Annotated in this window: 21 protein-coding genes; 10 read left to right on the top strand and 11 right to left on the bottom strand. The window is 68.5% G+C overall.

Annotated features, from left to right (window positions below):
* Nucleotides 1–184 precede the first annotated feature (184 nt).
* Complete coding sequence (locus tag GJG85_RS10760; protein ID WP_050012927.1) at nucleotides 185–1,741, bottom strand: DEAD/DEAH box helicase; 1,557 nt, start codon at nucleotides 1,739–1,741, stop codon at nucleotides 185–187.
* A 356-nt stretch (nucleotides 1,742–2,097) separates the two neighbouring features.
* Nucleotides 2,098–2,367 (bottom strand): acyl-CoA-binding protein, encoded by a 270-nt coding sequence (locus GJG85_RS10755; RefSeq protein WP_050012926.1) that lies wholly within the window; start codon nucleotides 2,365–2,367, stop codon nucleotides 2,098–2,100.
* A 147-nt stretch (nucleotides 2,368–2,514) separates the two neighbouring features.
* Between GJG85_RS10755 and tsaB the strand changes: the two genes are divergently transcribed.
* Genes tsaB through GJG85_RS10735 form a run of 4 tightly spaced genes read left to right on the top strand, consistent with a single transcriptional unit; the run spans nucleotide 2,515 to nucleotide 5,759 of the window.
* Nucleotides 2,515–3,282 (top strand): tRNA (adenosine(37)-N6)-threonylcarbamoyltransferase complex dimerization subunit type 1 TsaB, encoded by a 768-nt coding sequence (gene tsaB / locus GJG85_RS10750; protein ID WP_050012925.1) that lies wholly within the window; start codon nucleotides 2,515–2,517, stop codon nucleotides 3,280–3,282.
* Nucleotides 3,279–3,779: a ribosomal protein S18-alanine N-acetyltransferase gene (gene rimI, locus GJG85_RS10745; RefSeq protein ID WP_050012924.1), complete on the top strand. Its 501-nt coding sequence runs from the start codon at nucleotides 3,279–3,281 to the stop codon at nucleotides 3,777–3,779. Before tsaB ends, rimI begins: the two co-directional genes overlap by 4 nt.
* Nucleotides 3,766–4,797: a uracil-DNA glycosylase gene (locus GJG85_RS10740; RefSeq protein ID WP_204383301.1), complete on the top strand. Its 1,032-nt coding sequence runs from the start codon at nucleotides 3,766–3,768 to the stop codon at nucleotides 4,795–4,797. Before rimI ends, GJG85_RS10740 begins: the two co-directional genes overlap by 14 nt.
* The gene (locus GJG85_RS10735) at nucleotides 4,794–5,759 is read left to right on the top strand and encodes a DUF1853 family protein (RefSeq protein WP_204383300.1); all 966 of its coding nucleotides are present in this window, start codon (nucleotides 4,794–4,796) and stop codon (nucleotides 5,757–5,759) included. The genes GJG85_RS10740 and GJG85_RS10735 overlap by 4 nt, the downstream gene beginning before the upstream one ends.
* Before the next feature lie 18 nt (nucleotides 5,760–5,777).
* Here GJG85_RS10735 and thiD read toward each other — a convergent pair whose 3' ends face one another.
* A complete protein-coding gene (thiD, locus tag GJG85_RS10730; protein ID WP_050012921.1) occupies nucleotides 5,778–6,587 on the bottom strand; it encodes a bifunctional hydroxymethylpyrimidine kinase/phosphomethylpyrimidine kinase in 810 nt (269 codons plus the stop codon).
* Nucleotides 6,588–6,645: 58 nt separating this feature from the next.
* A complete protein-coding gene (lplT, locus tag GJG85_RS10725; protein WP_050012920.1) occupies nucleotides 6,646–7,953 on the bottom strand; it encodes a lysophospholipid transporter LplT in 1,308 nt (435 codons plus the stop codon).
* A 218-nt stretch (nucleotides 7,954–8,171) separates the two neighbouring features.
* Here lplT and alr point away from each other — a divergent pair, with 218 nt between their 5' ends.
* From alr to GJG85_RS10710, 3 genes are all read left to right on the top strand, one after another.
* Nucleotides 8,172–9,242: an alanine racemase gene (gene alr, locus GJG85_RS10720; protein WP_050012919.1), complete on the top strand. Its 1,071-nt coding sequence runs from the start codon at nucleotides 8,172–8,174 to the stop codon at nucleotides 9,240–9,242.
* Nucleotides 9,243–9,253: 11 nt separating this feature from the next.
* The gene (radA, locus tag GJG85_RS10715; RefSeq protein WP_050012918.1) at nucleotides 9,254–10,630 is read left to right on the top strand and encodes a DNA repair protein RadA; all 1,377 of its coding nucleotides are present in this window, start codon (nucleotides 9,254–9,256) and stop codon (nucleotides 10,628–10,630) included.
* Between the two features lie 148 nt (nucleotides 10,631–10,778).
* Nucleotides 10,779–11,045 (top strand): DUF2866 domain-containing protein, encoded by a 267-nt coding sequence (locus GJG85_RS10710; protein ID WP_050012917.1) that lies wholly within the window; start codon nucleotides 10,779–10,781, stop codon nucleotides 11,043–11,045.
* A 217-nt stretch (nucleotides 11,046–11,262) separates the two neighbouring features.
* On the opposite strand, the gene GJG85_RS10705 is transcribed toward GJG85_RS10710, so the two are convergent.
* Complete coding sequence (locus GJG85_RS10705; protein WP_050012916.1) at nucleotides 11,263–13,194, bottom strand: ATP-binding cassette domain-containing protein; 1,932 nt, start codon at nucleotides 13,192–13,194, stop codon at nucleotides 11,263–11,265.
* 136 nt (nucleotides 13,195–13,330) lie between these two features.
* Between GJG85_RS10705 and GJG85_RS10700 the strand changes: the two genes are divergently transcribed.
* On the top strand, nucleotides 13,331–13,810 hold the full coding sequence (locus GJG85_RS10700; RefSeq protein WP_089488571.1) for a glutathione peroxidase: 480 nt from the start codon (nucleotides 13,331–13,333) through the stop codon (nucleotides 13,808–13,810).
* A gap of 65 nt (nucleotides 13,811–13,875) precedes the next feature.
* Here the strand turns inward: GJG85_RS10700 and cls are convergent, their stop codons facing one another.
* The 6 genes from cls to dapC form a co-directional block, all read right to left on the bottom strand.
* Complete coding sequence (gene cls, locus GJG85_RS10695; RefSeq protein ID WP_089488570.1) at nucleotides 13,876–15,315, bottom strand: cardiolipin synthase; 1,440 nt, start codon at nucleotides 15,313–15,315, stop codon at nucleotides 13,876–13,878.
* Nucleotides 15,316–15,445: 130 nt separating this feature from the next.
* Nucleotides 15,446–16,354, bottom strand: a complete 909-nt coding sequence (gene prmB / locus GJG85_RS10690; RefSeq protein ID WP_050012913.1) for a 50S ribosomal protein L3 N(5)-glutamine methyltransferase — start codon at nucleotides 16,352–16,354, stop codon at nucleotides 15,446–15,448.
* 11 nt (nucleotides 16,355–16,365) lie between these two features.
* A complete protein-coding gene (gene dapE, locus GJG85_RS10685) occupies nucleotides 16,366–17,505 on the bottom strand; it encodes a succinyl-diaminopimelate desuccinylase (RefSeq protein ID WP_050012912.1) in 1,140 nt (379 codons plus the stop codon).
* Between the two features lie 123 nt (nucleotides 17,506–17,628).
* Complete coding sequence (locus GJG85_RS10680) at nucleotides 17,629–17,997, bottom strand: ArsC family reductase (RefSeq protein WP_050012911.1); 369 nt, start codon at nucleotides 17,995–17,997, stop codon at nucleotides 17,629–17,631.
* Complete coding sequence (gene dapD, locus GJG85_RS10675; protein WP_050012910.1) at nucleotides 17,997–18,824, bottom strand: 2,3,4,5-tetrahydropyridine-2,6-dicarboxylate N-succinyltransferase; 828 nt, start codon at nucleotides 18,822–18,824, stop codon at nucleotides 17,997–17,999. The genes GJG85_RS10680 and dapD overlap by 1 nt, the downstream gene beginning before the upstream one ends.
* Before the next feature lie 45 nt (nucleotides 18,825–18,869).
* Nucleotides 18,870–20,117 carry a succinyldiaminopimelate transaminase gene (gene dapC / locus GJG85_RS10670; RefSeq protein ID WP_050012909.1) on the bottom strand — a complete coding sequence of 416 codons (1,248 nt, stop codon included), beginning with the start codon at nucleotides 20,115–20,117 and terminating at the stop codon, nucleotides 18,870–18,872.
* Between the two features lie 158 nt (nucleotides 20,118–20,275).
* On the opposite strand from dapC, the gene GJG85_RS10665 reads away from it, so the two are divergent.
* Together GJG85_RS10665 and smc are read left to right on the top strand one after the other, a co-directional pair.
* Nucleotides 20,276–21,217, top strand: coding sequence for a DMT family transporter (locus tag GJG85_RS10665; RefSeq protein ID WP_124630809.1), 942 nt, complete (start codon nucleotides 20,276–20,278; stop codon nucleotides 21,215–21,217).
* Nucleotides 21,218–21,356: 139 nt separating this feature from the next.
* Nucleotides 21,357–24,869, top strand: a complete 3,513-nt coding sequence (gene smc, locus GJG85_RS10660) for a chromosome segregation protein SMC (protein ID WP_089488569.1) — start codon at nucleotides 21,357–21,359, stop codon at nucleotides 24,867–24,869.
* Nucleotides 24,870–24,934 lie beyond the last annotated feature (65 nt).

Below are 24,934 nucleotides of genomic sequence, written 5' to 3'. Positions count from 1 at the left end.
AAATGCGTTTTCCTATCCCGCAATCGCACGGGTTGTGCCGTGCAGCATGATTTTTTACGACGCAAAAAAATTTCCTGCATCGTGAAATTGGCGGTGGGGCGAAAAAAAACCGGCGCGGATGCGCCGGTTGGTTGAATGGGCGAGATGCCCATCCGCGGGGGCGGCTGCAGGGCCGCCCAGATGCTTACGATGCCGAATTGCTACGGCGCGGGGCGCCGCTGCGCTGGCCGTCGCGACGCGGGCCGCCGTCACGGCTGCCGCCCGGCTTGCCGCTCCAGCCACCGCCATTGCCGCCGCCGTAGCTGCGACCGTTGCCGCTGCTATTGCCGTTGCCGCCATAACCGCCGCCCGGCTTGCCGCCGAAACGACGACCGCCGTTACCACCGCCTGGACGGCCGCGGCCGCCGGTGCCGCCGTTACGCGGGGGCGACTTGCGCGGCTCGAAACCTTCGACCACGTTGACCGGCAGCGGCGAGCGCACGAAGCGTTCGATGCGCTTGAGCGCGCCTTGCTCGGCGTGGTGCACGAGGCTGACCGCCGTGCCCGAACGGCCCGCGCGGCCGGTACGGCCGATACGGTGCACGTAGTCTTCCGCGAACTTCGGCAGGTCGTAGTTGAACACGTGCGTGATGCCCGGGATGTCGATGCCGCGTGCCGCGACGTCGGTCGCCACCAGCACGCGCACGCGGCGCTCGCGCAGCGCACGGATCGTGCGGTTGCGCGCGCCCTGCGGCAGGTCGCCGTGCAGCGCGGCCGATTCGAAGCCTGCGTCGGCGAGACGGCCGGCGAGCTGGTCGGCGTCGATCTTGGTCGCCGTGAAGATGATCGCCTGGTCGAGCGCGTCGTCGCGCAACAGGTGATCGAGCAGGCGATCCTTGTGATCGCGGTCGTCGACGTAGTGGACCGTCTGCGCGATGTTCGTGCGCGACTCGAGGCGCTGCTGGATCTCGATGCGCTCCGGGTCCTTCAGCAGGCGGCCCGTCAGCGAACCGATCTTGCCGTCGAGCGTGGCCGAGAACAGCATCGTCTGGCGCGATTCCGGCGTGGCGGCGACGATCGTTTCGATGTCTTCGATGAAGCCCATGTCGAGCATGCGGTCGGCTTCGTCGAGCACCAGCATCTTCAGTTCGGACAGGTCGATACGGCCCCGCTCGAGGTGATCGAGCAGGCGGCCCGGCGTCGCAACCAGGATTTCCGGGTTCTTCGCGAGCAGCATCAGCTGCTGGCCGTAGGCGACGCCGCCGAGGATGCTGACCGTGCGCAGGCGCTTCAGGTGCTTGCCGTACGTCGAGGCGGCCGTCGTGACCTGCATCGCCAGTTCGCGGGTCGGCGTCAGCACGAGCAGGCCCGGGCGCGCGACGGGTTGCGGGCGGCGCGCGCGGCGATCGCCCTGGTTCGGGTCGCGCGGCGCGCGCGGCTGCTGCGCCTGCGTCTTCTGGAGCTGTGCGAAACGTTCGATCGCGGGCAGCATGAATGCGGCGGTCTTGCCCGAACCGGTCGGGCTCGACACCAGCAGGTCGCGGCCGGCGATGCCGGCCGGAATCGCGCGCTGCTGGACCGGCGTCGGCTTCACGTAGCCGGCGGCCTGCAGCGCGGAGACGATCTCCGGCGACAACCCGAGCGACGCGAAGCTCGGCTCGTCCGACGCCGGTTCGACCGCGGCCGGTGCGGCGGCGGCGTCGAGACCGAGCGCCTGGTCGGCGATCGCGTTGAGCGGGCTGGAGTTGATGCTCGAAGTCATAACAATCCTTGAAACACAGTGGGTGAAACGTCGGCGCCAATCGCGCATACCCAAGTCGTCGGATTCAGCGAGCAAATCGGGAAACGGGTGCAATCCGCCGAACCGTCGGCGGATGAGGCATTAGAAGCTGTTTTGGGTGCGGCGCGCTTCTGGAGCGGGGCCGCCAGCCTAGTTGACGACCGCAAGGGTCGAAGCAGGAGGGGACAGGTTCTAAACCGGATTGGAGCTTAACGCTACGAGGCGTCGGGCCGGAACGGCTTCGAGCCGAGCGCGGGAGGTGACGCAGGCCGCATTATAAAGAAATTTGCTGCGCTGCGCCACTGATTTGATTGCCTATTGCGGCGGGGGCGGTTTGGTCAGGACGCCGTGCCGTTTTTCAGCGATTCGACGAGTTCGACGTACTGCTGCTTCGCCGCGTCCGGCGACGTGCCCTTCAGCGCTTCCCAGGCATCGTACTTGTACTTGCCGACGATATCGGTGAAGCCGGGCTTGTCGCCGTGCGCGTCGCCGTCGGTCGCCTGCTTGAAGAGCGCGTACAGGCGCAGCAGGGTCAGATTGCCCGGCCGTTCCGTCAGTTGCTTGACGTCGATCTGGGCCTGGTCGAATTGGGCGGTGAGTTCGCTCATCGGGTGTCTCCGTAAGGGTTTCAGATCGGCCGATCTTAACAAGCGGACCGTCGCGCCGGGTCGAGCGATCCTTCCAAACCGCCGCCGGCGCCGCACGTGCGCACAGATCGGGCCCGATGGCCCGTGGGAGCGGGGCGGCGCATTACAATGTCGGCCATGACGCAAACAGTGCTCCTCGCCATCGATACGTCGACCGAATACTGCTCGGTCGCGCTGCTGCGCTCGGCCCCGGCCGATGACGCCGTTTCCACTCCGCAAACCTGGGTCCGTCACGAACCGACGGGCGCCGTGTCGAGCACGCGCGTGCTGCCGGCAATCCAGGAACTCTTCGCCGAATCCGGGCTGACGCTCGCCGACTGCGACGCGATCGCGTTCGGCGCGGGCCCCGGCTCGTTCACGGGCCTGCGTACCGCGACGGGCATTACCCAGGGCCTCGCGTTCGGCGCCGGGCTGCCGGTCGTGCCGATCGGCACGCTGCTCGCATGCGCCGAGCACGCGCGGCTGCGCGCGCCCGGCACGACCCGCGTGCTCGCCGCGCTCGACGCGCGGATGGACGAAGCCTACTGGGCGGATTTCGAATGGGACGACGGCGCGGGCGACTGGCGCACGCTGCATCCGGCGTCGCTCGACGCACCGGGGACCGTCGGCGTGCCCGACGCGCCGTTTACGCTCGCCGGCAATGCGGCCGCGGCGTTCGGCGCGCAATTGCCGGCCGCCGCGCGGGCGGCCGTGATCGACGGCGATGCGCTGCCGCATGCGCTGGCGGTCGCGCATGCCGCGCTGCGCGCGTTCCGCGCCGGGCGAGCGGTGCCGGCCGAACAGGCCGCGCCCGAATACGTGCGCGACAAGGTCGCGCAGACGACGGCCGAGCGCCTCGCTGTACGGGCCGCGCAGACGGGCGGAGCGAAGGGATGACGGGTGTCCTGCTGAGCGACCGCTATCTGGCGCCGATGACGGACGCCGATCTCGACGAGGTCGTCGCAATCGAGCACGTCGCGTACGAATTCCCGTGGAGCCGCGGCAACTTCGAGGATTCGCTGCGCAACGGCTATCTGGGCGTGTGCCTGAGGCACGTGACGGGCTCGCTCGTCGGCTATTGCGTGCTGATGCCCGTGGTCGACGAGATGCATCTGCTGAACCTGTGCGTCGCGCCGGTCGCGCAGCACGCGGGCGCGGGCCTCGCGCTGCTGCGCGAGGCGGTGCGCATTTCGCGCGCGGAAGGGCTCGACGGCATGCTGCTCGAAGTGCGGCCGTCGAATCCGCGCGCGATCCATCTGTACGAGCGCTTCGGCTTCGTGACGATCGGCCGGCGCAAGAATTACTATCCGGCGAAGCATCGGAGCCGGGAGGACGCGATCGTGATGCGTCTGACGCTGAACAAGGACGAGGGGGACGCACATGGCGTGGGGTGAAGCGGCGCTCGAGGAACTGGGCCTCGCGCAGATCTGGGTGCGGCGCGGGCAGCGCGCGGACGAAGGCGCGGCAGCCGACGCGCCTGCCGTCGCGCAGACCGCGGCGACCGACGACGGTTCCGCCGTCGCGGCCGATCGGCCGGTGCGGGCAGCGCGTGCACCGGTGCAGGACGATGCGCCGACGGCCGTCGCGCGTGGCGCGGCCGGCGCCTCTGCGGCTCGCGAATCGCGGGTGTCGGCGCACGGTGTCGACGACGGCGATCGCCCGCCTGCGCAAGCTGCATCGGCGGCATCGCCCGATACGATGGCGCCGAAGGATGATGCGCCGCCGGCAGCGGACGACGATTTCGCCTGGTTCGACGCGGCGCCGCCGGGCGAATCCACGCCCGCGCCGCTCGCCGAATCGCGTCCTGCCGGCACGCCGGTCGCCACGCTCGACTGGGATGCGCTGGCCGCGCGCGTGGCCGACTGCACGCTGTGCCGCTTGTGCGAGAAGCGGGCCAACACCGTGTTCGGCGTCGGCGACCGCGAAGCGGACTGGATGCTGATCGGCGAAGCGCCGGGCGAGAACGAGGACAAGCAGGGCGAGCCGTTCGTCGGCCAGGCCGGCAAGCTGCTCGACAACATGCTGCAGTCGCTGTCGCTCAAGCGCGGCGACAACGTGTACATCGCGAACGTGATCAAGTGCCGGCCGCCCGGCAACCGCAACCCGGAGCCGGACGAGGTCGCGAGTTGCGAGCCGTATCTGCAGCGCCAGGTCGCGCTCGTGAAGCCGAAGCTGATCGTCGCGCTCGGCCGGTTTGCCGCGCAGACGCTGCTGAAGACGGACGCCAGCATCGCATCGCTGCGCGGCCGCGTGCATGCGTACGAGGGCGTGCCGGTGATCGTTACCTACCACCCGGCCTACCTGTTGCGCAGCCTGCAGGACAAGTCGAAGGCGTGGGCCGACCTGTGCCTCGCACGTGACACGTTCCAGCGTGCGCAAGGCGGCGGCGCGAACGGCCCGGCCGGGTCATGACGACCGGCGCGGCGTGCGCGTTCGTCGATACGCTGCTCGACGCCGCGGTACGCGATCTGGGTTGGCTGCTGGCCAGCCCGAGCCTGCTCACCGCGGTGCCGGGCGCGCCGCTCGCGCGCCCCTGGCCGGATGCGGCGGGCCAAGCGGCCGTCGAAGCGTGGCTCGCCGCGCTCGATGCGCAGCCCGGGCCGCTGCATCGCGCGCTCGACGGGTTTCGGCCCACCCGGCTCGGCCGCTATGCCGAATGCCTGCTCGAATACTTCCTGACGCACGGGCCGTCGCTGCGGCTCGTCGCGGCTAATCTGCCGCTGCGCAGCAACGGCCGCACGCTCGGCGAAGTCGACTTTCTCGTCGATGCGCCGGACGGTCGACGCCTGCACTGGGAACTCGCGGTGAAGTGCTATCTGTGCGCGCCGGTCCGCGACGGCGCGTCGCTCGCCGACTTCGTCGGCCCCAATCTCGTCGACCGGTTCGACCGCAAGCGCAGCCGGCTGCTCGACCACCAGTTGCGGCTCGGCGAACACGACGGCTTCGCCCGGCTCGGCTACGGTGCACCGTCCGACGCGCAGATGTTCATCAAGGGCTGGCTGTTCCATCCGCACGGCGCGCCGGTGCCGCCGGTATCCGCCGAAATCGCGCCGGATCACCCGCGCGGTTTCTGGCTGACGCATGCGCAGTGGCCGGCGTGGGCGGCCGCGCAGCGTGACGGCGCCGCATGGAGCGTATTGCCGCGGCTGGCGTGGTTGGCGCCGCGACGTGTCGCCGCCGGCGCGGGTGTCGAGCCCGAGCCGCTGGCGAGCGCACCGGAACTGCCGCCCGTGCTGGCGACGCGCGAGGCGCCCGACCTGATCGGCATCCATGAAAAGGGCGGCGACGGCACGTGGCGCGAGACGGCGCGCGGGTTCGTCGTGCCCGACGACTGGCCGGCGCGCGCGCAGGCGTTCGCCGCACAGGATCGCTGACGCCGCGTCAGCGGCCGCTCACCACCAGCGGTGAAAGTGATGGACCGGGCCGACGCCGTGGCCGACGTCGAGGTGGCCGCTCGCGGCGATCGCGCCGGTCAGGTAGGTCTTGGCTTCCCGCACCGCGCTTTCCAGATCGGGCTGCTGCGGCAGCAGCGCGGCGATCGCCGACGCCAGCGTGCAGCCGGTGCCGTGCGTGTTGCTGACCGGCACGCGCGCGCCGTCGAGCCGCACCGTGCGGGTCGCTTCGACGAGCCAGTCGGGGCTCGCGGATGCGTCGGGCAGGTGGCCGCCCTTCATCAGCACGGCGCGCGCGCCCCTCTGCAGCAGCGCCTGACCTTGCCGGACCATGTCGTCTTCGGTGGTGGCGGGCGCAACGTTCAGCAGCGCGGCCGCTTCGGGCAGATTCGGCGTGACGACCGTCGCGAGCGGCAGCAGCGTGTCGCGCAGCGCGGCGACGGCATCGGGCGCGAGCAGCGCGTGCGAACTCTTCGAGATCATCACCGTGTCGAGCACGACGAAGCGCGGCGCGTAACGGCGCAGCGCGTCGGCCACCGCCTGCACGATCGCCGCGTTCGCGAGCATCCCGATCTTGACCGCATCGATGCGGACGTCGTCGAACACCGCGTCGAGCTGCGCGGTCACGAACGCGGCGTCCGGCGCATGCACGCCCGTCACGCCGCGCGTGTTCTGCGCGGTCAGCGCGGTGATCACGCTCGCGCCGTACGCGCCGAGCGCGGAAAACGTCTTCAGGTCGGCCTGGATGCCTGCGCCGCCGCCCGAATCGGAGCCGGCGATCGTCAGGAGGTTGGGTATCGGGTGCGTCATGAGGGCAACGCGCCGGTTTGAGGACCGGCGCCGGCGGACGAAAACCGGAAGTGTAGCGTCAGTGCCGCGATTCGCCGATCAGCGCGACCGAGTCGAACTGACGCTGGTTCGCCTGATGGCGGCGCATCACGAGCCACATCGTCAGGCAGACGAACGTACCGAACAGCACGATCACGACGCCGACCGGCACGTCGAGCCACACGAGCACCGCATACAGGCACAGCATCACGAGCACCGACAGGTTCTCGTTGAAGTTCTGCACCGCGATCGAATGACCGGCCGACAGCAGCACGTGGCCGCGATGCTGCAGCAGCGCGTTCATCGGCACGACGAAGTAGCCGGACAGCGCGCCGACGCCGATCAGGAAGATGTACGCGACGATCAGGTAGAACGGCAGGCGCAGATGGCCGAAATGCACGGCCCAGTGCGACGGGAACAGGTCGCGCGTGTAGAACGCCATCAGCATCACCGCGATGCCCATGATGATGCCGACGGGCAGCACGGTCAGCGACTTCTTCAGCGGAATCCGCGCGGCGGCGGCAATCGCGCCGGCCGCGACGCCGACCGCGACGACGGCCTGCAGGATCGCGCCTTCGGACAGCGACATGTTGAGCGACACCTCGGCCCACTTCAGCACGATGAACTGCAGCGTCGCGCCCGCTCCCCAGAACAGCGTCGTGACCGCGAGCGAGATCTGGCCGAGCTTGTCGCGCCAGAGCACCATGAAGCAGTCGGCGAAATCGGTGAGCAGCTTGACCGGGCCGCGTTCCTGCTTCGGATAGCGGGCGCCCGTGTCGGGAATGCGCAGGTTGAACAGCGCGGCGACCACGTAGATCGCCATGATGATCGCCATCGCGGCTTCGGCGGGCGTGCCGATCCAGGCCGGCGTGTGCGCGATCACGTGCGCCGCGATGTGCGGGCTGATCAGCGCGCCGCCGAGCACGGTGCCGAGAATGATCGAGCTGACGGTCGTGCCTTCGATCCAGCCGTTCGCGGCGACCAGCCGGTCGGCCGGCAGCAGCTCGGTGAGAATCCCGTATTTGGCGGGCGAGTAGGCCGCCGCGCCGAACCCGACGATCCCGTACGCGATCAGCGGGTGCGCGCCGAACAGCATGATCAGGCAGCCGACCACCTTGATCGAGTTGGTGATGAACATCACGCGGCCCTTCGGACGCGAATCCGCGAACGCACCGACATACGCCGCCAACACCACATACGACAACACGAAGAACAGCTTCAGCAGCGGTGTCATCCAGTTGGGGGCGTGGAGGTCTTTCAGCAGGGCGATGGCGGCGATGAGAAGCGCATTGTCGGCCAGCGACGAGAAAAACTGCGCGGCCATGATGGTGTAAAAACCTTTTTTCATCTGATGCGATGCTTTCGTCGCTGCGGCAGGGCCGCGTAGGCCGCCTGGTATGCGATCGGCTTATTCCGTTCGAAATGGGTTGTGCGCACGGCTTTATAACATGAAAATACGCGAATTCGGACTAGCAAGATTCCCCGATCGTTCCGCAAATTGTCGGCTTCGGTGCTCAAAAGGCGCGGTAAGCTGATGATTCGCAAGCGTCTTTACGTAAATTTCCCATGCCGCGCCCGATCTCCGCCACCATCCACACCGCCGCTCTCGCGAACAATCTCTCCGTCGTCCGCCGCTTTGCCGGCCCGTCCAAGGTCTGGGCGGTCGTCAAGGCCAACGCGTACGGCCACGGTCTCGCCCGTGCGTTTCCGGGCCTGCGCGGCACCGACGGCTTCGGCCTGCTCGACCTCGACGAGGCCGTGAAGCTGCGCGAGCTCGGCTGGGCCGGCCCGATCCTGCTGCTCGAAGGCTTCTTCCGCTCGACCGACATCGACGTGATCGACCGCTACAGCCTGACCACGACCGTCCACAACGACGAGCAGATGCGGATGCTGGAAACGGCGCGGCTGTCGAAGCCCGTCAACGTGCAGCTCAAGATGAACAGCGGGATGAACCGGCTCGGTTACACGCCGGAAAAATACCGTGCCGCGTGGGAGCGCGCCCGCGCGTGCCCCGGCATCGGCCAGATCACGTTGATGACCCATTTTTCGGACGCGGACAACGCGCGCGGCGTCGCCGAGCAGCTCGCGACGTTCGAGCGCGGAGCGGAAAACATCGCCGGCGCGCGCAGTCTCGCGAATTCGGCGGCCGTGCTGTGGCATCCGGACACGCACTTCGACTGGGTGCGGCCGGGGATCGTGCTGTATGGGGCGTCGCCGTCCGGGCTGTCGTCCGATATCGCCGACACGGGGTTGAAGCCCGCGATGACGCTCTCGTCCGAGCTGATCGCGGTGCAGACGATCGCGAAGGGCCAGGCGATCGGCTATGGCTCGACGTTCTCCGCGCAGGCGCAGATGCGGATCGGCGTCGTCGCGTGCGGCTACGCGGACGGCTATCCGCGCGTGGCGCCGGAAGGCACGCCGGTGATCGTCGACGGCATCCGCACGCGGATCGTCGGTCGCGTGTCGATGGACATGATCACCGTCGACCTGACGCCGTGCCCGCAGGCCGGCGTCGGCGCGCGCGTGGAGCTGTGGGGCAACGCGCTGCCGATCGACGACGTCGCGCGCCATTGCGGGACGATCGGCTACGAGCTGATGTGCGCGGTCGCGGCCCGCGTGCCGGTGCGAGCGGAATAAGGGCGTCGCGCGTGGCCAAACAGAAAACCGTATACGTCTGCAGCGAGTGCGGCGGACAGACCCCGAAGTGGCAGGGCCAGTGCCCGTCGTGCCAGGCGTGGAACACGCTCGTCGAATCGGTCGCCGAGTCGCCGGCCGCCCATCGGTTCCAGTCGCTCGCGAAGCGGGCGCCGGTCCAGCGTCTCGCCGACATCGAGGCTGCCGACGTCCCGCGCTTCTCGACCGGCATCGGCGAATTCGACCGCGTGCTGGGCGGCGGGCTGGTGCCCGGCGGCGTCGTGCTGATCGGTGGCGATCCGGGCATCGGCAAGTCGACGCTGCTGCTGCAGTCGCTCGCGGATATCGCGAACGAGCGGCGCGCGCTCTATATCAGTGGCGAGGAATCGGCCGCGCAGATCGCGTTGCGCGCGCAACGGCTCGCGCTGCTCGACGGCGGCGCGCCGGCGGCCGAACTGAAGCTGCTCGCCGAGATCCAGCTCGAGAAGATCCAGGCCGCGATCGACGCGGAGCGGCCGGACGTGGCCGTCATCGACTCGATCCAGACCGTCTATTCCGAGGCGCTGACGTCGGCGCCGGGCTCGGTCGCGCAGGTGCGCGAGTGCGCGGCGCAGCTCACGCGCATCGCGAAACAGTCGGGCACCGCGATCATCATGGTCGGGCACGTGACGAAGGAGGGTAACCTCGCCGGCCCGCGCGTGCTCGAGCACATCGTCGACACGGTGCTGTACTTCGAGGGCGACACGCATTCGTCGTTCCGGCTCGTGCGCGCGTTCAAGAACCGCTTCGGCGCGGTCAACGAACTCGGCGTGTTCGCGATGACCGAGCGCGGGCTGCGCGGCGTGGCCAACCCGTCCGCGCTGTTCCTGTCGCAGCACGAGCAGGTCGTGCCCGGTTCGTGCGTGCTCGTCACGCAGGAGGGCACGCGCCCGCTGCTCGTCGAAATCCAGGCGCTCGTCGATACGGCGCACGTGCCGAACCCGCGCCGGCTCGCGGTCGGCCTCGAGCAGAACCGGCTCGCGATGCTGCTTGCGGTGCTGCACCGCCACGCGGGCATCGCGGCCTTCGATCAGGATGTGTTCCTGAACGCGGTGGGCGGCGTGAAGATCACCGAGCCGGCCGCCGACCTCGCGGTGCTGCTCGCCATTCACTCGTCGATGCGCAACAAGGCGCTGCCGAAAGGGCTGATCGTGTTCGGCGAGGTGGGGCTGGCCGGCGAGATCCGGCCGTCCCCGCGCGGGCAGGAACGGCTGCGCGAGGCGGCGAAGCTCGGCTTCACGTCCGCGCTGATCCCGAAGGCGAATGCGCCGAAACAGCCGATCGAAGGGCTCAACGTGATGGCCGTCGAGCGGCTCGAGCAGGCGATCGACCGCGTGCGCGATCTTGAATGAGCGGCCCGGCGCGCGCACGGCTCGTGCGTCGCCGGGCGATCTGTCGCGTAATTCGCTGTAAAGAATATGTAGGCTGCTGTAACCCGCCGGACATCGCTTTTCCCTATCCTTTGCCGGATTGTCGAACCGCGCAATGCGAAGGGAACCTATGTTGAAATCCTATGGGGAAGCGCCTGGCGGACGCCTTTACAACCTGCGCGGCTGCCGCGTGTCGGAGCCGATTCGCCAGCCGTGGGGCGGCGGATGCCGGATCGTCGAGTGGATCGACGAAGAAGGGCGTCTGGCGCGCAAGGTCGTGTCCGAGGATGTGACGGAAGCGGAAGTCGCCGCGGCGATCCGCCGGCCAACCGAAGGGCGCCGGTACCTGATGGACGACGACGAGCAGATGCCGCGCGATACGCTGCCGCGCCGCTGAGCGGATGGTGCGGCGGGCATACGGGCGCCAGCCGACGCAACCGCGTCGAACGCAGCAATGACAACGAGGCCGGGCCAGGGCGCCCGGCCTTGTCGTTTCCGGGCCGGCCCGGGGCGCGGCCCGGCCCGGCGGATTCATGGGGTGTCGACGCCCCGGCGCCCCGCCGCGCTATGCCGCCGCCGACACGCTCGTCGCCTGCCGGCGCCGATGGCCGCGTTCAGCCGATCTGCTCGAGTTCTTCCTGCACGGCGAGCCAGTCGGCCTCGACCGTCTCGAGCCGGGTCGTGACTTCACCGAGCGTGCGGATCGCGTCGGTCAGTTCCGTCTTGCGCGCGGCTTCGTAGCTCGCCGGATCGGCGACGAACGCGTCGAGGCGCGCCTTCTCCGCGTGCAGTGCTTCCATTTCCTTTTCGAGCTTCGTGATGCGGTTCTGCAGCGGTTTCTTCAGCTGCGACAGCCGCTGGCGTTCCTCGGCCGCCTGGCGCTTCTGGTCCTTGCGGTTGACGCCCGGATCGGCGCCTGCGGCGGCCGCGCTGTCGGCCTTCGCGACCGCGCGTTGCTCGGCCGCATGCTGCAGCAGCCAGTCGCGGTAGTCGTCGAGGTCGCCGTCGAACGGCTGCAGCCGGTGCTTCGCGACCAGCATGAACTGGTCAGTCGTCGCGCGCAGCAGGTGACGATCGTGCGACACGAGGATCAGCGTGCCTTCGAACTGCGCGAGCGCCATCGTCAGCGCGTGGCGCGTTTCGAGGTCGAGGTGGTTCGTCGGTTCGTCGAGCAGCAGCAGGTTCGGCTTCTGCCAGATGATCAGCGCCAGCGCGAGGCGCGCTTTTTCGCCGCCCGAGAACGGCCCGACCGGGCTGGTCGCCATGTCGCCCGAGAAATTGAAGCCGCCGAGGAAGTCGCGCAATTCCTGCTCGCGCGTGTCGGGCGCGAGCCGCGCCAGATGCGCGAGCGGCGAATCGTCTTCGCGCAGCGTTTCGAGCTGGTGCTGCGCGAAATAACCGATCGTCAGCCCCTTGCCGTCGCGGACATGCCCGGACAGCGGCGCGAGCGTGCCGGCCAGCGTCTTGATCAGCGTCGACTTGCCCTGGCCGTTCGCGCCGAGCAGGCCGATGCGCTGGCCGTTCTGGATCGACAGCGCCACGCGCTCGACGATCGGGATATCCGTTCCGTCGTCGGCATGGTAGCCGCAGCGGACGTCTTCCATCACCATCATCGGGTTCGGCGCGGCATCGGGCGTGCGGAATTCGAACGTGAACGGCGACGCGATGTGCGCGGGCGCGATCAGCTCCATCTTCTCGAGCGCCTTCATCCGGCTTTGCGCCTGCTTGGCCTTGGTCGCCTTGGCCTTGAAGCGGTCGACGAAGCTCTGCAGGTGCTCGATCGTCTTCTGCTGCTTTTCGTACGCGCTTTGCTGCAGCGCCAGCTGTTGCGCGCGCAGCACTTCGAACTGCGAGTAGTTGCCGCCGTAGCGCTTCACCTGGCGGTTTTCCAGATGCAGCGTGACGTTGCAGATCGAATCGAGGAATTCGCGGTCGTGCGAAATCACGACGAGCGTGCCGGGGTAGCGGTGCAGCCAGTCTTCGAGCCACACGATCGCGTCGAGGTCGAGGTGGTTCGTCGGTTCGTCGAGCAGCAGCAGGTCGGAGCGGCACATCAGCGCCTGCGCGAGGTTCAGGCGCATGCGCCAGCCGCCGGAGAAGCTCGCGACGGATTCGCGCGTTTGCGCGAGCGTGAAGCCGAGGCCGAGCAGCAGCGCTTCGGCGCGGGCCGGCGCGGTGTAGCCGTCGGCGTCGGCGAACGCCGCGTGCGCGTCGCCTTCGGCGGCGCCGTCATGCGCGGCCGACGCGGCGGCGATGCGGGCCTCGATCTCGCGCAGCGCGGTATCGCCGTCGAGCGTGTAGTCGAGCGCGGAACGATCGACCGCGGGCGTTTCCTGCGACACGTGGGCGATCCGCCACGACGGCGGCATCGAGAAATCGCCTCCGTCGGAATGCAGCTCGCCGCGCAGGACGGAAAACAGCGTCGACTTGCCGGCGCCGTTCGCGCCGATCAGGCCGGCTTTCTCGCCGGGATTGAGCACGAACGAGGTCGACTCGAACAGCGGCTTGGTGCCGCGCGCAAGGCTGAACTGATTGAAACGGATCACGGCGGAAATGACTGGCCAAAACCGCTATTCTAGACCGCGCGCCGGTCGCGCCGGGCATCGGCCGTTCGGCGGATGCCGCAACGGCGCGATTTCGCCTAGACTCCACGTCGATCCGGTTTCGTAAAAGGAGTGCCCGATGTCCACCCTGTATTCGTTCAACGCGGAGACGCTGGCCGGTGCGCCGGTGTCGCTCGACGCGTATCGCGGCAAGGTGCTGCTGATCGTCAATACCGCGAGCGAGTGCGGTTTCACGCCGCAATACGCGGGGCTGCAGAAGCTGTACGACCAGCACGCGGCGCGCGGCTTCTTCGTACTCGGCTTCCCGTGCAACCAGTTCGGCAAGCAGGAGCCGGGCGACGCCGAGCAGATCGGTGCGTTCTGCGAACGCAACTACGGCGTCACGTTCCCGATGTTCGCGAAGATCGACGTGAAGGGCGACCACGCGCATCCGCTGTATCGCTACCTGACCGACGAGGCACCCGGCATTCTCGGCCTCAAGGCGATCAAGTGGAATTTCACGAAATTCCTGATCGATCGCGAAGGGCGCATCGTCAAGCGCTACGCGCCGTCCACCAAGCCCGACGAAATCGCCGCGGACATCGACAAGCTGCTGTGACGGCGCAGCGCCGCGTGCGCGGCGCCGGTGCGGATCGTGCGGGGGCGGCGGTCGTCGCGGCGCCGTTACAGGATCGGTGCGAACAGCCGCGCGACGTGCATCGCGATGCGCCGCCAGGCGGGCGACTGCCGGTATTCGTCCGCGTCGACCTCGTACGCCTGAGCGAAGTCGGCGTCGAGCATCGTTTCGACCTCGTCGGCGAAGGCCGGGTCGACGGTCAGCACCATGACCTCGAAATTGAGGCGGAACGAACGGTTGTCGAGATTCGCGCTGCCGATTGCTGCCGCGATGCGGTCGATCAGCACGACCTTCTGGTGCAGGAAACCGGGCCGGTAGCGGAACACTTTCACGCCCGCATCGACGAGGTCGCGCGCGTAAAGCTTCGACGCCTCGAACACGACGTAGTGATCGCGCCGGCTCGGGATCAGGATGCGCACGTCGACGCCGCGCATCACGGCGAGCTTCAGCGCGGACACCACGGCTTCGTCGGGAACGAGGTACGGCGTGGTGATCCACACCCGCTCGCGGGCGGCATTGATCGATTCGGCGAAGAACAGCGAGCCGGTTTCCTGCTTGTCGGCGGGCCCCATCGGCACCGCGAGGCAATGCATGCCGTCGCCGGGCTGCGCGGGCGGCGGCAGCGCGATCGGCGGCAGCTTCTGCGTCGCCCAGTGCCAGTCTTCGGCGAACACGTACTGGATGCTCGCCACCACGGGGCCGCGTATCTCGATGTGGGTGTCGCGCCACGGCGACAGGCGCGGATTCGCGCCGAGATATTCGACGCCGACGTTGTGGCCGCCGACGAACGCGCAATTGCCGTCGACGACGACGATCTTGCGATGGTTGCGGAAGTTCAGCTGGAAGCGGTTGACGAATTTCCGGTTGGTCGCGAACGGATGGACCTCGACGCCGCCGCGGCGCAATGCGTCGACGTAGCTGTGCGGCAGGTCGAAGCAGCCGATGCTGTCGTACAGCACGCAGCAGCGTACGCCGGCGGCCACGCGCGCGAGCAGCGAGTCGCGCAGCATCCGGCCGAGCGCATCGTCGCGCACGATGAAGAACTGGACGAGCACGTAGTCGCGTGCGGCGTCGATCGCCGACAGGATGGCCGAGAACGTCGCGTCGCCGTTGACGAGCGTGCGCACCGAATTGCCGCCGAGGAACGGCATGCCGCCGAGCCGCGTGAGCGCGAGCACGGCAGCCTGCCCCAGCGCGTCGGCGGCCGGCCCGTCGGTTGCGTCGGTCGCGCGCCACGGCGAACGCGGTGTGTGCGTGCGCAACATTTCGAGTTCGTGGCGCCGGGCGTCGACGTAGCCGGAGAATTTGCTGCGGCCGAGGAACAGGTAGGGAACGAGCGTCAGGTACGGCATGGCCGTGAGCGAGACGGCCCACGCGATCGCGCCTTGCGACGTGCGCGTGTTCATGATTGCATGGCATGCCGCGACGATCCCGAGCACGTGGATGGTCAGGATCAGGGTGCCGAGATGTAGCCAGTCGAGGGTCATGGGCGCTTGAAGGACTCCCGCGGGACGCCCGAGGGGACTCCCGAAGTCGTGCGGCCGGGCGGCCGCCTACGCGCATCTTACCCAACCGTGCGGCGCAATGGTGCGCCGCACGGCGGTCCCGGCGGAACGCTCAGCCCTTGCGGGGCAGGTCCGACGCCTGGATCAGGAACACGGCGTCGTCGCCCGCGCTGGTGGGCAGCCACGTGAGCTCGAGGCCGCCGAACGCCGCTTCGACGTGCTCGCGCTCGTTGCCGATCTCGACGACGAGCACGCCGTCGTCATGCAGCCAGCGGTGCGCGTCGGCGACGATGCGTCGCACGATGTCCATCCCGTCGTCGCCGCCGGCGAGCGCCATCTCCGGCTCGTGCCGGTATTCGGGCGGCAGCGCGGCCATCGACGCGGCGTTCACGTACGGCGGGTTCGTCAGGATCACGTCGTAGCGCGAGTCGGGATCGGTGCGGAACGCGGGCAGCGGGGCGTAAAGGTCGCCGCGGTGCAGCCCGATGCGGTCTTCGAGGCCGTAGTCGCGCACGTTGATTTCCGCGACTTCGAGCGCCTTGTCCGACAGGTCGACCGCGTCGATCTCGGCGTTCGGGAACGCGCTCGCCGCGAGGATCGCGAGGCAGCCGGAGCCGGTGCACAGTTCGAGCACCGCGCCGACCTGCTCGGGATCGGCGACATACGGCTGCAGCCCGTCGTCGAGCAATTCGCCGATGAATGAGCGCGGCACGATCACGCGTTCGTCGACGTAGAAACGGTGGCCATGCATCCACGCTTCATGCGTGAGGTACGCGGCCGGCACGCGGTCGGCCGCACGTCGTTCGATCACCGCGAGCACGGCCGCGATTTCGTCGGGCAAGAGGCGCGCGTCGAGGAACGGCTCGAGCGTGTCGAGCGGCAGGTCGAGCGTATGCAGCACGAGGTAGGCCGCTTCGTCGTACGCGTTGTCGGAACCGTGGCCGAACGCGAGCTTTGCTTTCGAGAAGCGCGTGACCGCGTAGCGCAGCAGGTCGCGAACTGTGGCAAAAGGTGTCGTCATGCGAGGCTCCGTCAGGCGATCAGTTGTTCGAGCACGCGTCGGTACACGTTCTTCAGCGGGTCGACGAAGCGCACTTCGATGTGCTCGTCGATCTTGTGGATGCTGCCGTTCGGCGGGCCGAATTCGATCACCTGCGGGCAGATGCGCGCGATGAAGCGGCCGTCCGACGTGCCGCCCGTCGTCGATAGCTCGGTCGTGATGCCGGTCTCGGTGCGAATTGCGTTTTCCAGCGCGCCCGACAGTTCGCCGCGCGGCGTGAGGAACGGCAGGCCGCTCACCGACCACTTCAGCGTGTATTCGAGGCCATGCTTGTCGAGGATCGCATGCACGCGGGCCTGCAGGCCTTCGACGGTGCTCGCGGTCGAGAAGCGGAAGTTGAACATCAGGTCGGCGTGGCCGGGGATCACGTTGGTCGCACCGGTGCCGGCGTGCAGGTTCGACACCTGCCAGGTGGTCGGCGGGAAGTATTCGTTGCCTTCGTCCCATTGCTCGGCGGCGAGCTCGGCGAGCGCCGGCGCGAGCAGGTGGATCGGGTTCTTCGCGAGGTGCGGATACGCGATGTGGCCCTGCACGCCCTTGACGACCAGTTCGCCGGACATCGACCCGCGGCGGCCGTTCTTGACGACGTCGCCGAGCTCGGCGCTCGACGTCGGCTCGCCGACGATGCAGTAGTCGAGCCGCTCGCCGCGTGCCTGCAGCAGTTCGACGACCTTCACGGTGCCGTCGGTGGCCGGGCCTTCCTCGTCGCTCGTGATCAGGAACGCGATCGCGCCGCGGTGGTCGGGATGGGCCGCGACGAATTCCTCGGACGCGACGACGAACGCCGCGAGCGACGTCTTCATGTCGGCCGCGCCGCGGCCGTACAGCTTGCCGTCGCGATGGGCGGGAATGAACGGCGGCGACGTCCACTGTTCGAGCGGGCCGGTCGGCACGACGTCGGTGTGGCCCGCGAACGCGAGCAGCTTGCCGTCGCGGCCGCCGGTGCCGCGCTTGACGGCCCACAGGTTGGTCACGCCGTGCGACGCGATGGTCTCGCATTCGAAGCCGAGCGCGGCGAGGCGCTCGGTCATGATCTGCTGGCAGTGCTGGTCGTCGGGCGTCACGGACGCGCGGGCGATCAGCTGTTCGGTAAGGGCTAGGGTGGCGGACATGGTTCGGACCACTTTCGATAAAAAATGCCGGCGCGGTGGCCGGCAGCGACAGGGCGTCGGGCCAGCGCAAGCCCGTTATTAGCGTGAACAGGCCCTACGCCCGCAGGCGCGGCGCGGGCGGCCTTATGCGGCAAACAGCGCCGCGTATTGATCGGCCACGAACCCGAGCGATTTCACGCGGCCGTTGACGACGAGCACGGGACGCTTGATGACCGATGGCTTGTGGATCATCAGCGCGACCGCGCCGGTCTTCGTTTCGGCGGCCGCCTTCATCCCGTCGTCCAGGCCGCGCCACGTGGTGCCGCGCTTGTTCACGAGCGCGTCGAGCGACACGTCCTTCAGCCAGTCTTCGATCAGCGGCGCGCTGACGCCGAGCTTCTTGAAATCGTGGAACTCGAACTCGACGCCGTGATCGTCGAGCCACACGCGGGCCTTCTTCACGGTGTCGCAGTTCGGAATGCCGTAGACGACCACGGTGTGCGGCTTCGCCATCAGTCGCCTCGCAGCAGCTCGTTCAGGCCGACCTTCGCACGCGTCTTCGCGTCGACCTTCTTGACGATCACCGCGCAGTACAGGCTGTGCGAGCCGTCCTTCGACGGCAGGTTGCCGGCGACGACGACCGAGCCGGCCGGGATGCGGCCGTAGCTGACTTCGCCCGTCTCGCGGTCGTAGATCTTGGTGCTCTGGCCGAGGTACACGCCCATCGAGATCACCGAGTTCTCCTCGACGATCACGCCTTCGACGACTTCCGAGCGCGCGCCAATGAAGCAGTTGTCTTCGATGATGACCGGGTTCGCCTGCAGCGGCTCGAGCACGCCGCCGATGCCGACGCCGCCCGACAGGTGCACGTTCTTGCCGATCTGCGCGCACGAACCGACCGTCGCCCACGTGTCGACCATCGTGCCTTCGTCGACGTACGCGCCGATGTTGGTGTACGACGGCATCAGCACGACGTTCTTCGCGATGAACGAGCCGCGGCGCGCGATGGCCGGCGGCACGACGCGGAAGCCGCCCGCGGCGAAGTCTTCGGCCGTGTAGTTCGCGAACTTCGACGGCACCTTGTCGTAGAACTGCGAGTAGCCGCCGGCCGGCATCGGCGCGTTGTCCTCCAGGCGGAACGACAGCAGCACGGCCTTCTTCAGCCACTGGTGGACCGTCCAGTGGCCGTCGATTTTCTCGGCGACGCGCAGCGCACCCTTGTCGAGTTGCTCGATCGCGTGAGCGACGGCCTCGCGGACGTCGGCGGGCGCGGCCTTCGGCGACAGCTCGGCGCGGTTTTCCCAGGCGGTGTCGATGATTTGCTGAAGTTGTTGCGACATGTTCGTTTTCGCAGGAGATGGATGGAATTGATCGGGATGGACGTCTTACCGCGCGAGAGCGCGGCAGAAATCGACGATGCGTTGCGCGCCCTCGACGCATTCGGGGGTGCCCGCGACGAGCGCGATCCGGATGAAATCGCGGCCCGGGTTCGTGCCGTGCGCATCGCGCGCCAGGTACGAGCCGGGCAGAACCGTCACATTATAGTCGGCGTACAGGCGACGGGCGAACTCGGTGTCCGACAGGCCGGTGCGCGCGACGTTGGCCCACAGGTAGAACGCGGCGTCGGGCAGCTTCACGTCGATCACATCGGCGAGCATCGGCGTGACCGTATTGAACTTCTGCACGTACAGCGCGCGGTTCTCGCGCACGTGCGTCTCGTCGTTCCACGCGGCGATGCTCGCGTGCTGCCAGACCGGCGACAGCGCGGCGCCGTGGTACGTGCGGTACAGCAGGAATTTCTTGAGCAGCGCGGCGTCGCCGGCGACGAAGCCCGAGCGCATGCCCGGCACGTTCGAGCGCTTCGACAGGCTCGACAGCATCACGAGTCGTTCGAAGCCACGGCCGAGGCGGTGCGCGGCTTCAAGACCGCCGAGCGGCGGCGCCGCTTCGTCGAAATAGATTTCCGAATAGCACTCGTCGGACGCGATCACGAAGCCGTGGCGGTCGGACAGCACGAACAGCTCGCGCCAGTCGTCGAGCGTCAGCACGGCGCCGGTCGGGTTGCCCGGCGAGCACACGTACAGCAGCTGCGTGCGCGCCCACACTTCCTCGGGCACGGCCGCGTAGTCGCACGCGAAGTTGCGGGCCGGGTCGCTGTTCGCGAAATAGGGTTCGGCACCGGCCAGCAGCGCCGCGCCTTCGTAAATTTGATAGAAGGGATTCGGACAGAGTACGATCGCCTTCTTGCCGTCCGCGCGCGGCCGCGCGTCGATCACGGTCTGCGCGAGCGAGAACAGCGCCTCGCGCGAACCCGACACCGGCAGCACCTGCGTGGCCGCATCGATCGCCGGCAGTCCGTAGCGGCGTTCGAGCCAGCGCGCGATCGACGTGCGCAGCGCATCCGAGCCGGCGGTGGCCGGGTACGACGCGAGGCCGTCGAGCGCGGCCACCACGGCGTCGCGGATCAGCGCCGGCGTCGCGTGCTTGGGCTCGCCGATGCCGAAGCTGATCGGTTTCAGGTTGCCGGAAGGCGTACCGGCACCGGGCGTCACGTCCTTGAACAGGGCGCGCAGCTTTTCGAAGGGATAGGGCTGGAGCGAGTCGAGTCGAGGGTTCACGGGCGAAGCGGCCATCGCGGCCGGTTGGAGCGAAAGAAGCGGCGGGCGCGCCGCGCGGCTGCGAACGGGCGCCGGGGCGCGCGGTTCGCAACGGACGATTATAGCGTGACGGAATGCGGTCACGGCCTGCCGGAACGGCGGCCGGGGCGGTCGAATAAAGGGTATCGAACCAAATGAACAACGCGGTACGCGGCAGCCTGCCGACGCTGGCCATCCTGATTGGCGCGTCGGTATGGGGCCTGATCTGGTATCCGCTGCGGATCCTCGCGTCGCTCGGCGTGACGGGCACGCTGGCCAGCGCGCTGACGAGCCTCGTTGCGTTCCTGTTCGTGATCGTCGCGCGGCACCGCACGATCGCGACGCTGCGCTGGCACTGGGTGCTGCCGGGCATCGCGGTGACGGCCGGCGTGACGAATCTCGGGTTCGTCTGGGGCACGATCCACGGCGAGGTGCTGCGCGTGATGCTGCTGTTCTACCTGACGCCGGCCTGGACCGCGATCTACGCGCATTTCCTGCTGCGCGAACGGCTGACCTGGGCCGGCGCCGGGCTCGCGGCGCTGTCGATCGGCGGCGCGATGCTGATGCTGTGGTCGCCGGCGCTCGGCTTGCCGCTGCCGGCCAACCCGGCCGAATGGGCCGGCCTCGCGGCCGGGCTCAGCTTCGCGATGAGCAACGTGCTGGTGATCAAGGCGAGCCGCGAGCTGCCCGACATGCGCGCGGAGATGCGCACCGCGACGCTGTTCGGCGGCGCGGCCGTGTTCGGCGCGATCGCGTCGCTGTTCGAAGGGCTGCCGGCCGCGCCGGCGAGCGGCCAGCTGGGCGTGGCCGCGCTGATCATCGCGGCGATCGGCGTGACGATGGCGTCGAACAACCTGCTGGTCCAGTACGGCCTCGCGCGCGTGCCGGCGAACCGCGCGTCGATCATCATGCTGTTCGAGATCGTGATCACCGCGCTGTCCGCGTGGGTGTTCGCGAACGAGCTGCCGAGCGCGCGCGAGTGGGCGGGCGGCGCGTGCATCGTGCTGGCGACGCTGCTGTCGAGCCGGGTCCATCGCGCCGCGCCGGCACCGGACAAACCCGGCGACGGGCGGGACGGCTCACGCGCGATGGTATGATGGAAGCCGTTTGCGGGGCCCAACGCTGGATGCGCGCGGCCCCGTTTTTGAATTCCGGGGCGTGTGGCGCGCAGGGGCTCTCCGGCCCCGCGCCGTGCGGCCCCGTCCGTTTCACACTTTCTTCACATCCGATACCGCCGTGCGTCTGAGCTCGATCAAACTCGCTGGCTTCAAATCCTTCGTCGATCCCACGCATTTCCAGGTTCCGGGCCAGCTTGTCGGCGTGGTCGGCCCGAACGGATGCGGCAAGTCCAACATCATCGATGCCGTGCGCTGGGTGCTCGGCGAGTCGCGCGCGTCCGAGCTGCGCGGCGAATCGATGCAGGACGTGATCTTCAACGGTTCGACCGCCCGCAAGCCCGGCAGCCGGGCCAGCGTCGAACTGATCTTCGACAACTCCGACGGCCGCGCGGCCGGGCAGTGGGGCCAGTACGGCGAAATCGCCGTGAAGCGCGTGCTGACGCGCGACGGCACGTCGAGCTACTACATCAACAACCTGCCGGCGCGCCGCCGCGACATCCAGGACATCTTCCTCGGCACCGGCCTCGGGCCGCGTGCGTACGCGATCATCGGGCAGGGCATGATCGCGCGGATCATCGAGGCGAAGCCGGAAGAGCTGCGCGTGTTCCTCGAGGAAGCCGCCGGCGTGTCGAAGTACAAGGAACGCCGTCGCGAAACCGAGAACCGCCTGCACGACACGCGCGAGAACCTGACGCGCGTCGAGGACATCGTCCGCGAACTCGGCGCGAACCTCGAAAAGCTCGAGGCGCAGGCGGTGGTCGCGACCAAGTACAAGGAACTCGTCGCCGACGGCGAGGAGAAGCAGCGCCTGCTGTGGCTGCTGCGCAAGAACGAGGCCGCGGGCGAGCAGCAGAAGCAGCAGCGTGCGATCGAACAGGCGCAGATCGACCTCGAGGCGCAGACGGCGAAGCTGCGCGAAGTCGAGGCGCAGCTCGAGACGCTGCGCGTCGCGCACTACTCGGCGAGCGACGCGATGCAGGGCGCGCAGGGCGCGCTCTACGAGGCGAACGCCGAGGTGAGCCGCCTCGAAGCCGAGATCAAGTTCATCGTCGAATCGCGCAATCGCGTGCAGGCGCAGATCGCCGCGCTGAACGCGCAGCGCGAGCAGTGGCGCGCGCAGGCCGAGAAGTCGCAGGACGAGCTCGAGGAAGCCGAAGAGGCGCGCGCGATGGCCGACGAGAAGGCCGCGCTCGCCGAAGACAACGCGGCCGCGAAGCACGATGCGCTGCCGGCGCTCGAAGCGAAGTGGCGCGACGCGCAGGCGCAGCTCAACGATGAGCGCGCGCGGATCGCGCAGACCGAGCAGTCGCTGAAGCTCGAAGCCGCGCACCAGCGCAACGCCGACCAGCAGCTCCAGCAGCTTCAGCAGCGCAACGAGCGCCTGAAGAGCGAAGCGGGCGGGCTCGACGCGCCGGACGAGACGCAGCTCGAAGAACTGCGCATGCAGTTGGCCGAGCAGGAAGAGATTCTCGCGGAAGCGCAGGCGCGTCTTGCCGACGCGCAGGAAACGGTGCCGCGTCTCGACGGCGAACGCCGCGCCGCGCAGGAGCGCGTGCAGGCCGAAGCCGCGCAGATCCACCAGCTCGAAGCGCGCCTCGCCGCGCTGAAACAGCTGCAGGACAACGTGCAGACCGAAGGCAAGATCCAGCCGTGGCTCGACAAGCACGAGCTCGGCGCGTTGCCGCGTCTGTGGAAGAAGCTGCACGTCGAGGCCGGCTGGGAAGCGGCGCTCGAGGCCGTGCTGCGTGAGCGCCTTGCCGCGCTCGAAGTGTCGAATCTCGACTGGGTGAAGGCATTCGCGACGGATGCGCCGCCCGCGAAGCTCGCGTTCTACGCGCCGCCCGCGGCCGGCGAACCGCCCGCTGCCGTGGCCGGGCTGAGTCCGGTGCTGTCGCTGGTGCGCATCGACGACGCGGGCATCCGCGCGGTGCTGAACGACTGGCTCGGCAACGTGTACGTCGCCGACGACGTCGCGCAGGCGCTCGCGACGCGCGCGCAACTGCCGGCGGGTGGCGCGTTCGTCGTCAAGGCCGGCCATATCGTCACGCGGGTCGGCGTGCAGCTGTACGCGGCCGATTCGGAGCAGGCCGGGATGCTGGCCCGTCAGCAGGAAATCGAAAACCTGACGCGTCAGGTGCGCGCGCAGGCGCTGCTCGCCGACGAGGCGCGCACGGCCGCCGTGCGGGCGGAAGCCGCGCACACGCAGGCCACGCAGGCGCTCGGCGACGTGCGCGCGCAGGCCGAACGCGCGACGCAGCGCGTGCATGCGCTGCAGATGGATGTGCTGAAGCTCGCGCAGGCGCACGAACGCTATACGCAGCGCAGCACGCAGATCCGCGAGGAGCTCGAGGAAATCGGCGCGCAGATCGAGGAGCAGCGTGCCTTGCGCGCGGAGTCGGAAGCGAATTTCGAGCGCTTCGACGGCGAGCTCGCGGAACTGCAGGCGCGCTTCGAGGACAACCAGCTCGCGTTCGAGTCGCTCGACGAATCGCTGACGCAGGCGCGTCAGGAAGCGCGCGACCTGGAGCGCGGCGCGAACGATGCGCGCTTCGCCGCACGCAACGCGGTGACGCGGATCGACGAGCTCAAGCGCACGATCCAGGTCGCGCACGAGCAGAGCGAGCGCGTCGCCGCGTCGCTCGAAGACGCGCGCGCCGAACTCGAGACGATCAACGAGCAGACCGCGCACACGGGCCTGCAGGACGCGCTCGAGATTCGCGCGGTGAAGGAAGAAGCGCTGCAGGCCGCGCGGATCGAGCTCGACGATCTCACCGCAAAGCTGCGTGCGTCGGACGAGCAGCGGCTCGTCGCCGAACGTTCGCTGCAGCCGCTGCGCGACCGCATCACCGAGCTGCAGCTGAAGGAGCAGGCCGCGCGCCTGTCCGTCGAGCAGTTCGCCGAGCAGCTCGCGACCGCCGAGGTCGACGAGGTCGCGCTGGCCGCGAAGCTGACGCCGGATCTCAAGCCGTCGTACCTGCAGGGCGAAGTCACGCGCCTGAACAACGCAATCAACGCGCTCGGCCCCGTGAACATGGCCGCGCTCGACGAGCTGAAGGCCGCGAGCGAGCGCAAGGTGTTCCTCGACGCGCAATCGGCCGACCTGATCGACGCGATCACGACGCTCGAGGACGCGATCCACAAGATCGACCAGGAAACCCGCACGCTGCTGCAGGGCACCTTCGACGAGGTCAATCGTCATTTCAGCGATCTGTTCCCGCGCCTGTTCGGCGGCGGCCAGGCGAAGCTGATCATGACGGGCGACGAGATTCTCGACGCCGGCGTGCAGGTGATGGCGCAGCCGCCCGGCAAGAAGAACGCGACGATTCACCTGCTGTCGGGCGGCGAGAAAGCGCTGACCGCGACCGCGCTGGTGTTCGCGATGTTCCAGCTGAACCCGGCGCCGTTCTGTCTGCTCGACGAGGTCGACGCGCCGCTGGACGACGCGAACACCGAGCGTTTCGCGAATCTGGTCCGCGCGATGTCCGACAAGACGCAGTTCCTGTTCATCTCGCACAACAAGATCGCGATGGAAATGGCGCAGCAGCTGATCGGCGTGACGATGCAGGAGCAGGGCGTGTCGCGGATCGTCGCGGTGGACATGGAAACCGCCGCGGGTTTTGCCCAGAATTGACGTTTGACGAAACCGGACCGCGTTCGCGCGGCGCATGGGCGCCCGTTCGCGGTCCCGACGAAAAA

It is taken from the genome of Burkholderia sp. MS389 (genome assembly GCF_016899425.1).
GTDB lineage: Bacteria > Pseudomonadota > Gammaproteobacteria > Burkholderiales > Burkholderiaceae > Burkholderia > Burkholderia sola.
This window is presented reverse-complemented; position numbering and strand designations above follow the sequence as displayed.

Bases quoted from the DNA above. Each gene is read 5' to 3' on its own strand.
- dapD (WP_050012910.1), bottom strand. From the start codon at position 18,824: ATGTCGCAACAACTTCAGCAAATCATCGACACCGCCTGGGAAAACCGC.
- dapE (WP_050012912.1), bottom strand. From the start codon at position 17,505: ATGTCCGCCACCCTAGCCCTTACCGAACAGCTGATCGCCCGCGCGTCC.
- dapC (WP_050012909.1), bottom strand. From the start codon at position 20,117: ATGGCCGCTTCGCCCGTGAACCCTCGACTCGACTCGCTCCAGCCCTAT.
- GJG85_RS10680 (WP_050012911.1), bottom strand. From the start codon at position 17,997: ATGGCGAAGCCGCACACCGTGGTCGTCTACGGCATTCCGAACTGCGAC.
- GJG85_RS10735 (WP_204383300.1), top strand. From the start codon at position 4,794: ATGACGACCGGCGCGGCGTGCGCGTTCGTCGATACGCTGCTCGACGCC.
- rimI (WP_050012924.1), top strand. From the start codon at position 3,279: ATGACGGGTGTCCTGCTGAGCGACCGCTATCTGGCGCCGATGACGGAC.
- thiD (WP_050012921.1), bottom strand. From the start codon at position 6,587: ATGACGCACCCGATACCCAACCTCCTGACGATCGCCGGCTCCGATTCG.
- GJG85_RS10665 (WP_124630809.1), top strand. From the start codon at position 20,276: ATGAACAACGCGGTACGCGGCAGCCTGCCGACGCTGGCCATCCTGATT.
- GJG85_RS10740 (WP_204383301.1), top strand. From the start codon at position 3,766: ATGGCGTGGGGTGAAGCGGCGCTCGAGGAACTGGGCCTCGCGCAGATC.
- alr (WP_050012919.1), top strand. From the start codon at position 8,172: ATGCCGCGCCCGATCTCCGCCACCATCCACACCGCCGCTCTCGCGAAC.
- prmB (WP_050012913.1), bottom strand. From the start codon at position 16,354: ATGACGACACCTTTTGCCACAGTTCGCGACCTGCTGCGCTACGCGGTC.
- tsaB (WP_050012925.1), top strand. From the start codon at position 2,515: ATGTCGGCCATGACGCAAACAGTGCTCCTCGCCATCGATACGTCGACC.
- GJG85_RS10760 (WP_050012927.1), bottom strand. From the start codon at position 1,741: ATGACTTCGAGCATCAACTCCAGCCCGCTCAACGCGATCGCCGACCAG.
- GJG85_RS10700 (WP_089488571.1), top strand. From the start codon at position 13,331: ATGTCCACCCTGTATTCGTTCAACGCGGAGACGCTGGCCGGTGCGCCG.
- lplT (WP_050012920.1), bottom strand. From the start codon at position 7,953: ATGAAAAAAGGTTTTTACACCATCATGGCCGCGCAGTTTTTCTCGTCG.
- GJG85_RS10710 (WP_050012917.1), top strand. From the start codon at position 10,779: ATGTTGAAATCCTATGGGGAAGCGCCTGGCGGACGCCTTTACAACCTG.
- GJG85_RS10755 (WP_050012926.1), bottom strand. From the start codon at position 2,367: ATGAGCGAACTCACCGCCCAATTCGACCAGGCCCAGATCGACGTCAAG.
- cls (WP_089488570.1), bottom strand. From the start codon at position 15,315: ATGACCCTCGACTGGCTACATCTCGGCACCCTGATCCTGACCATCCAC.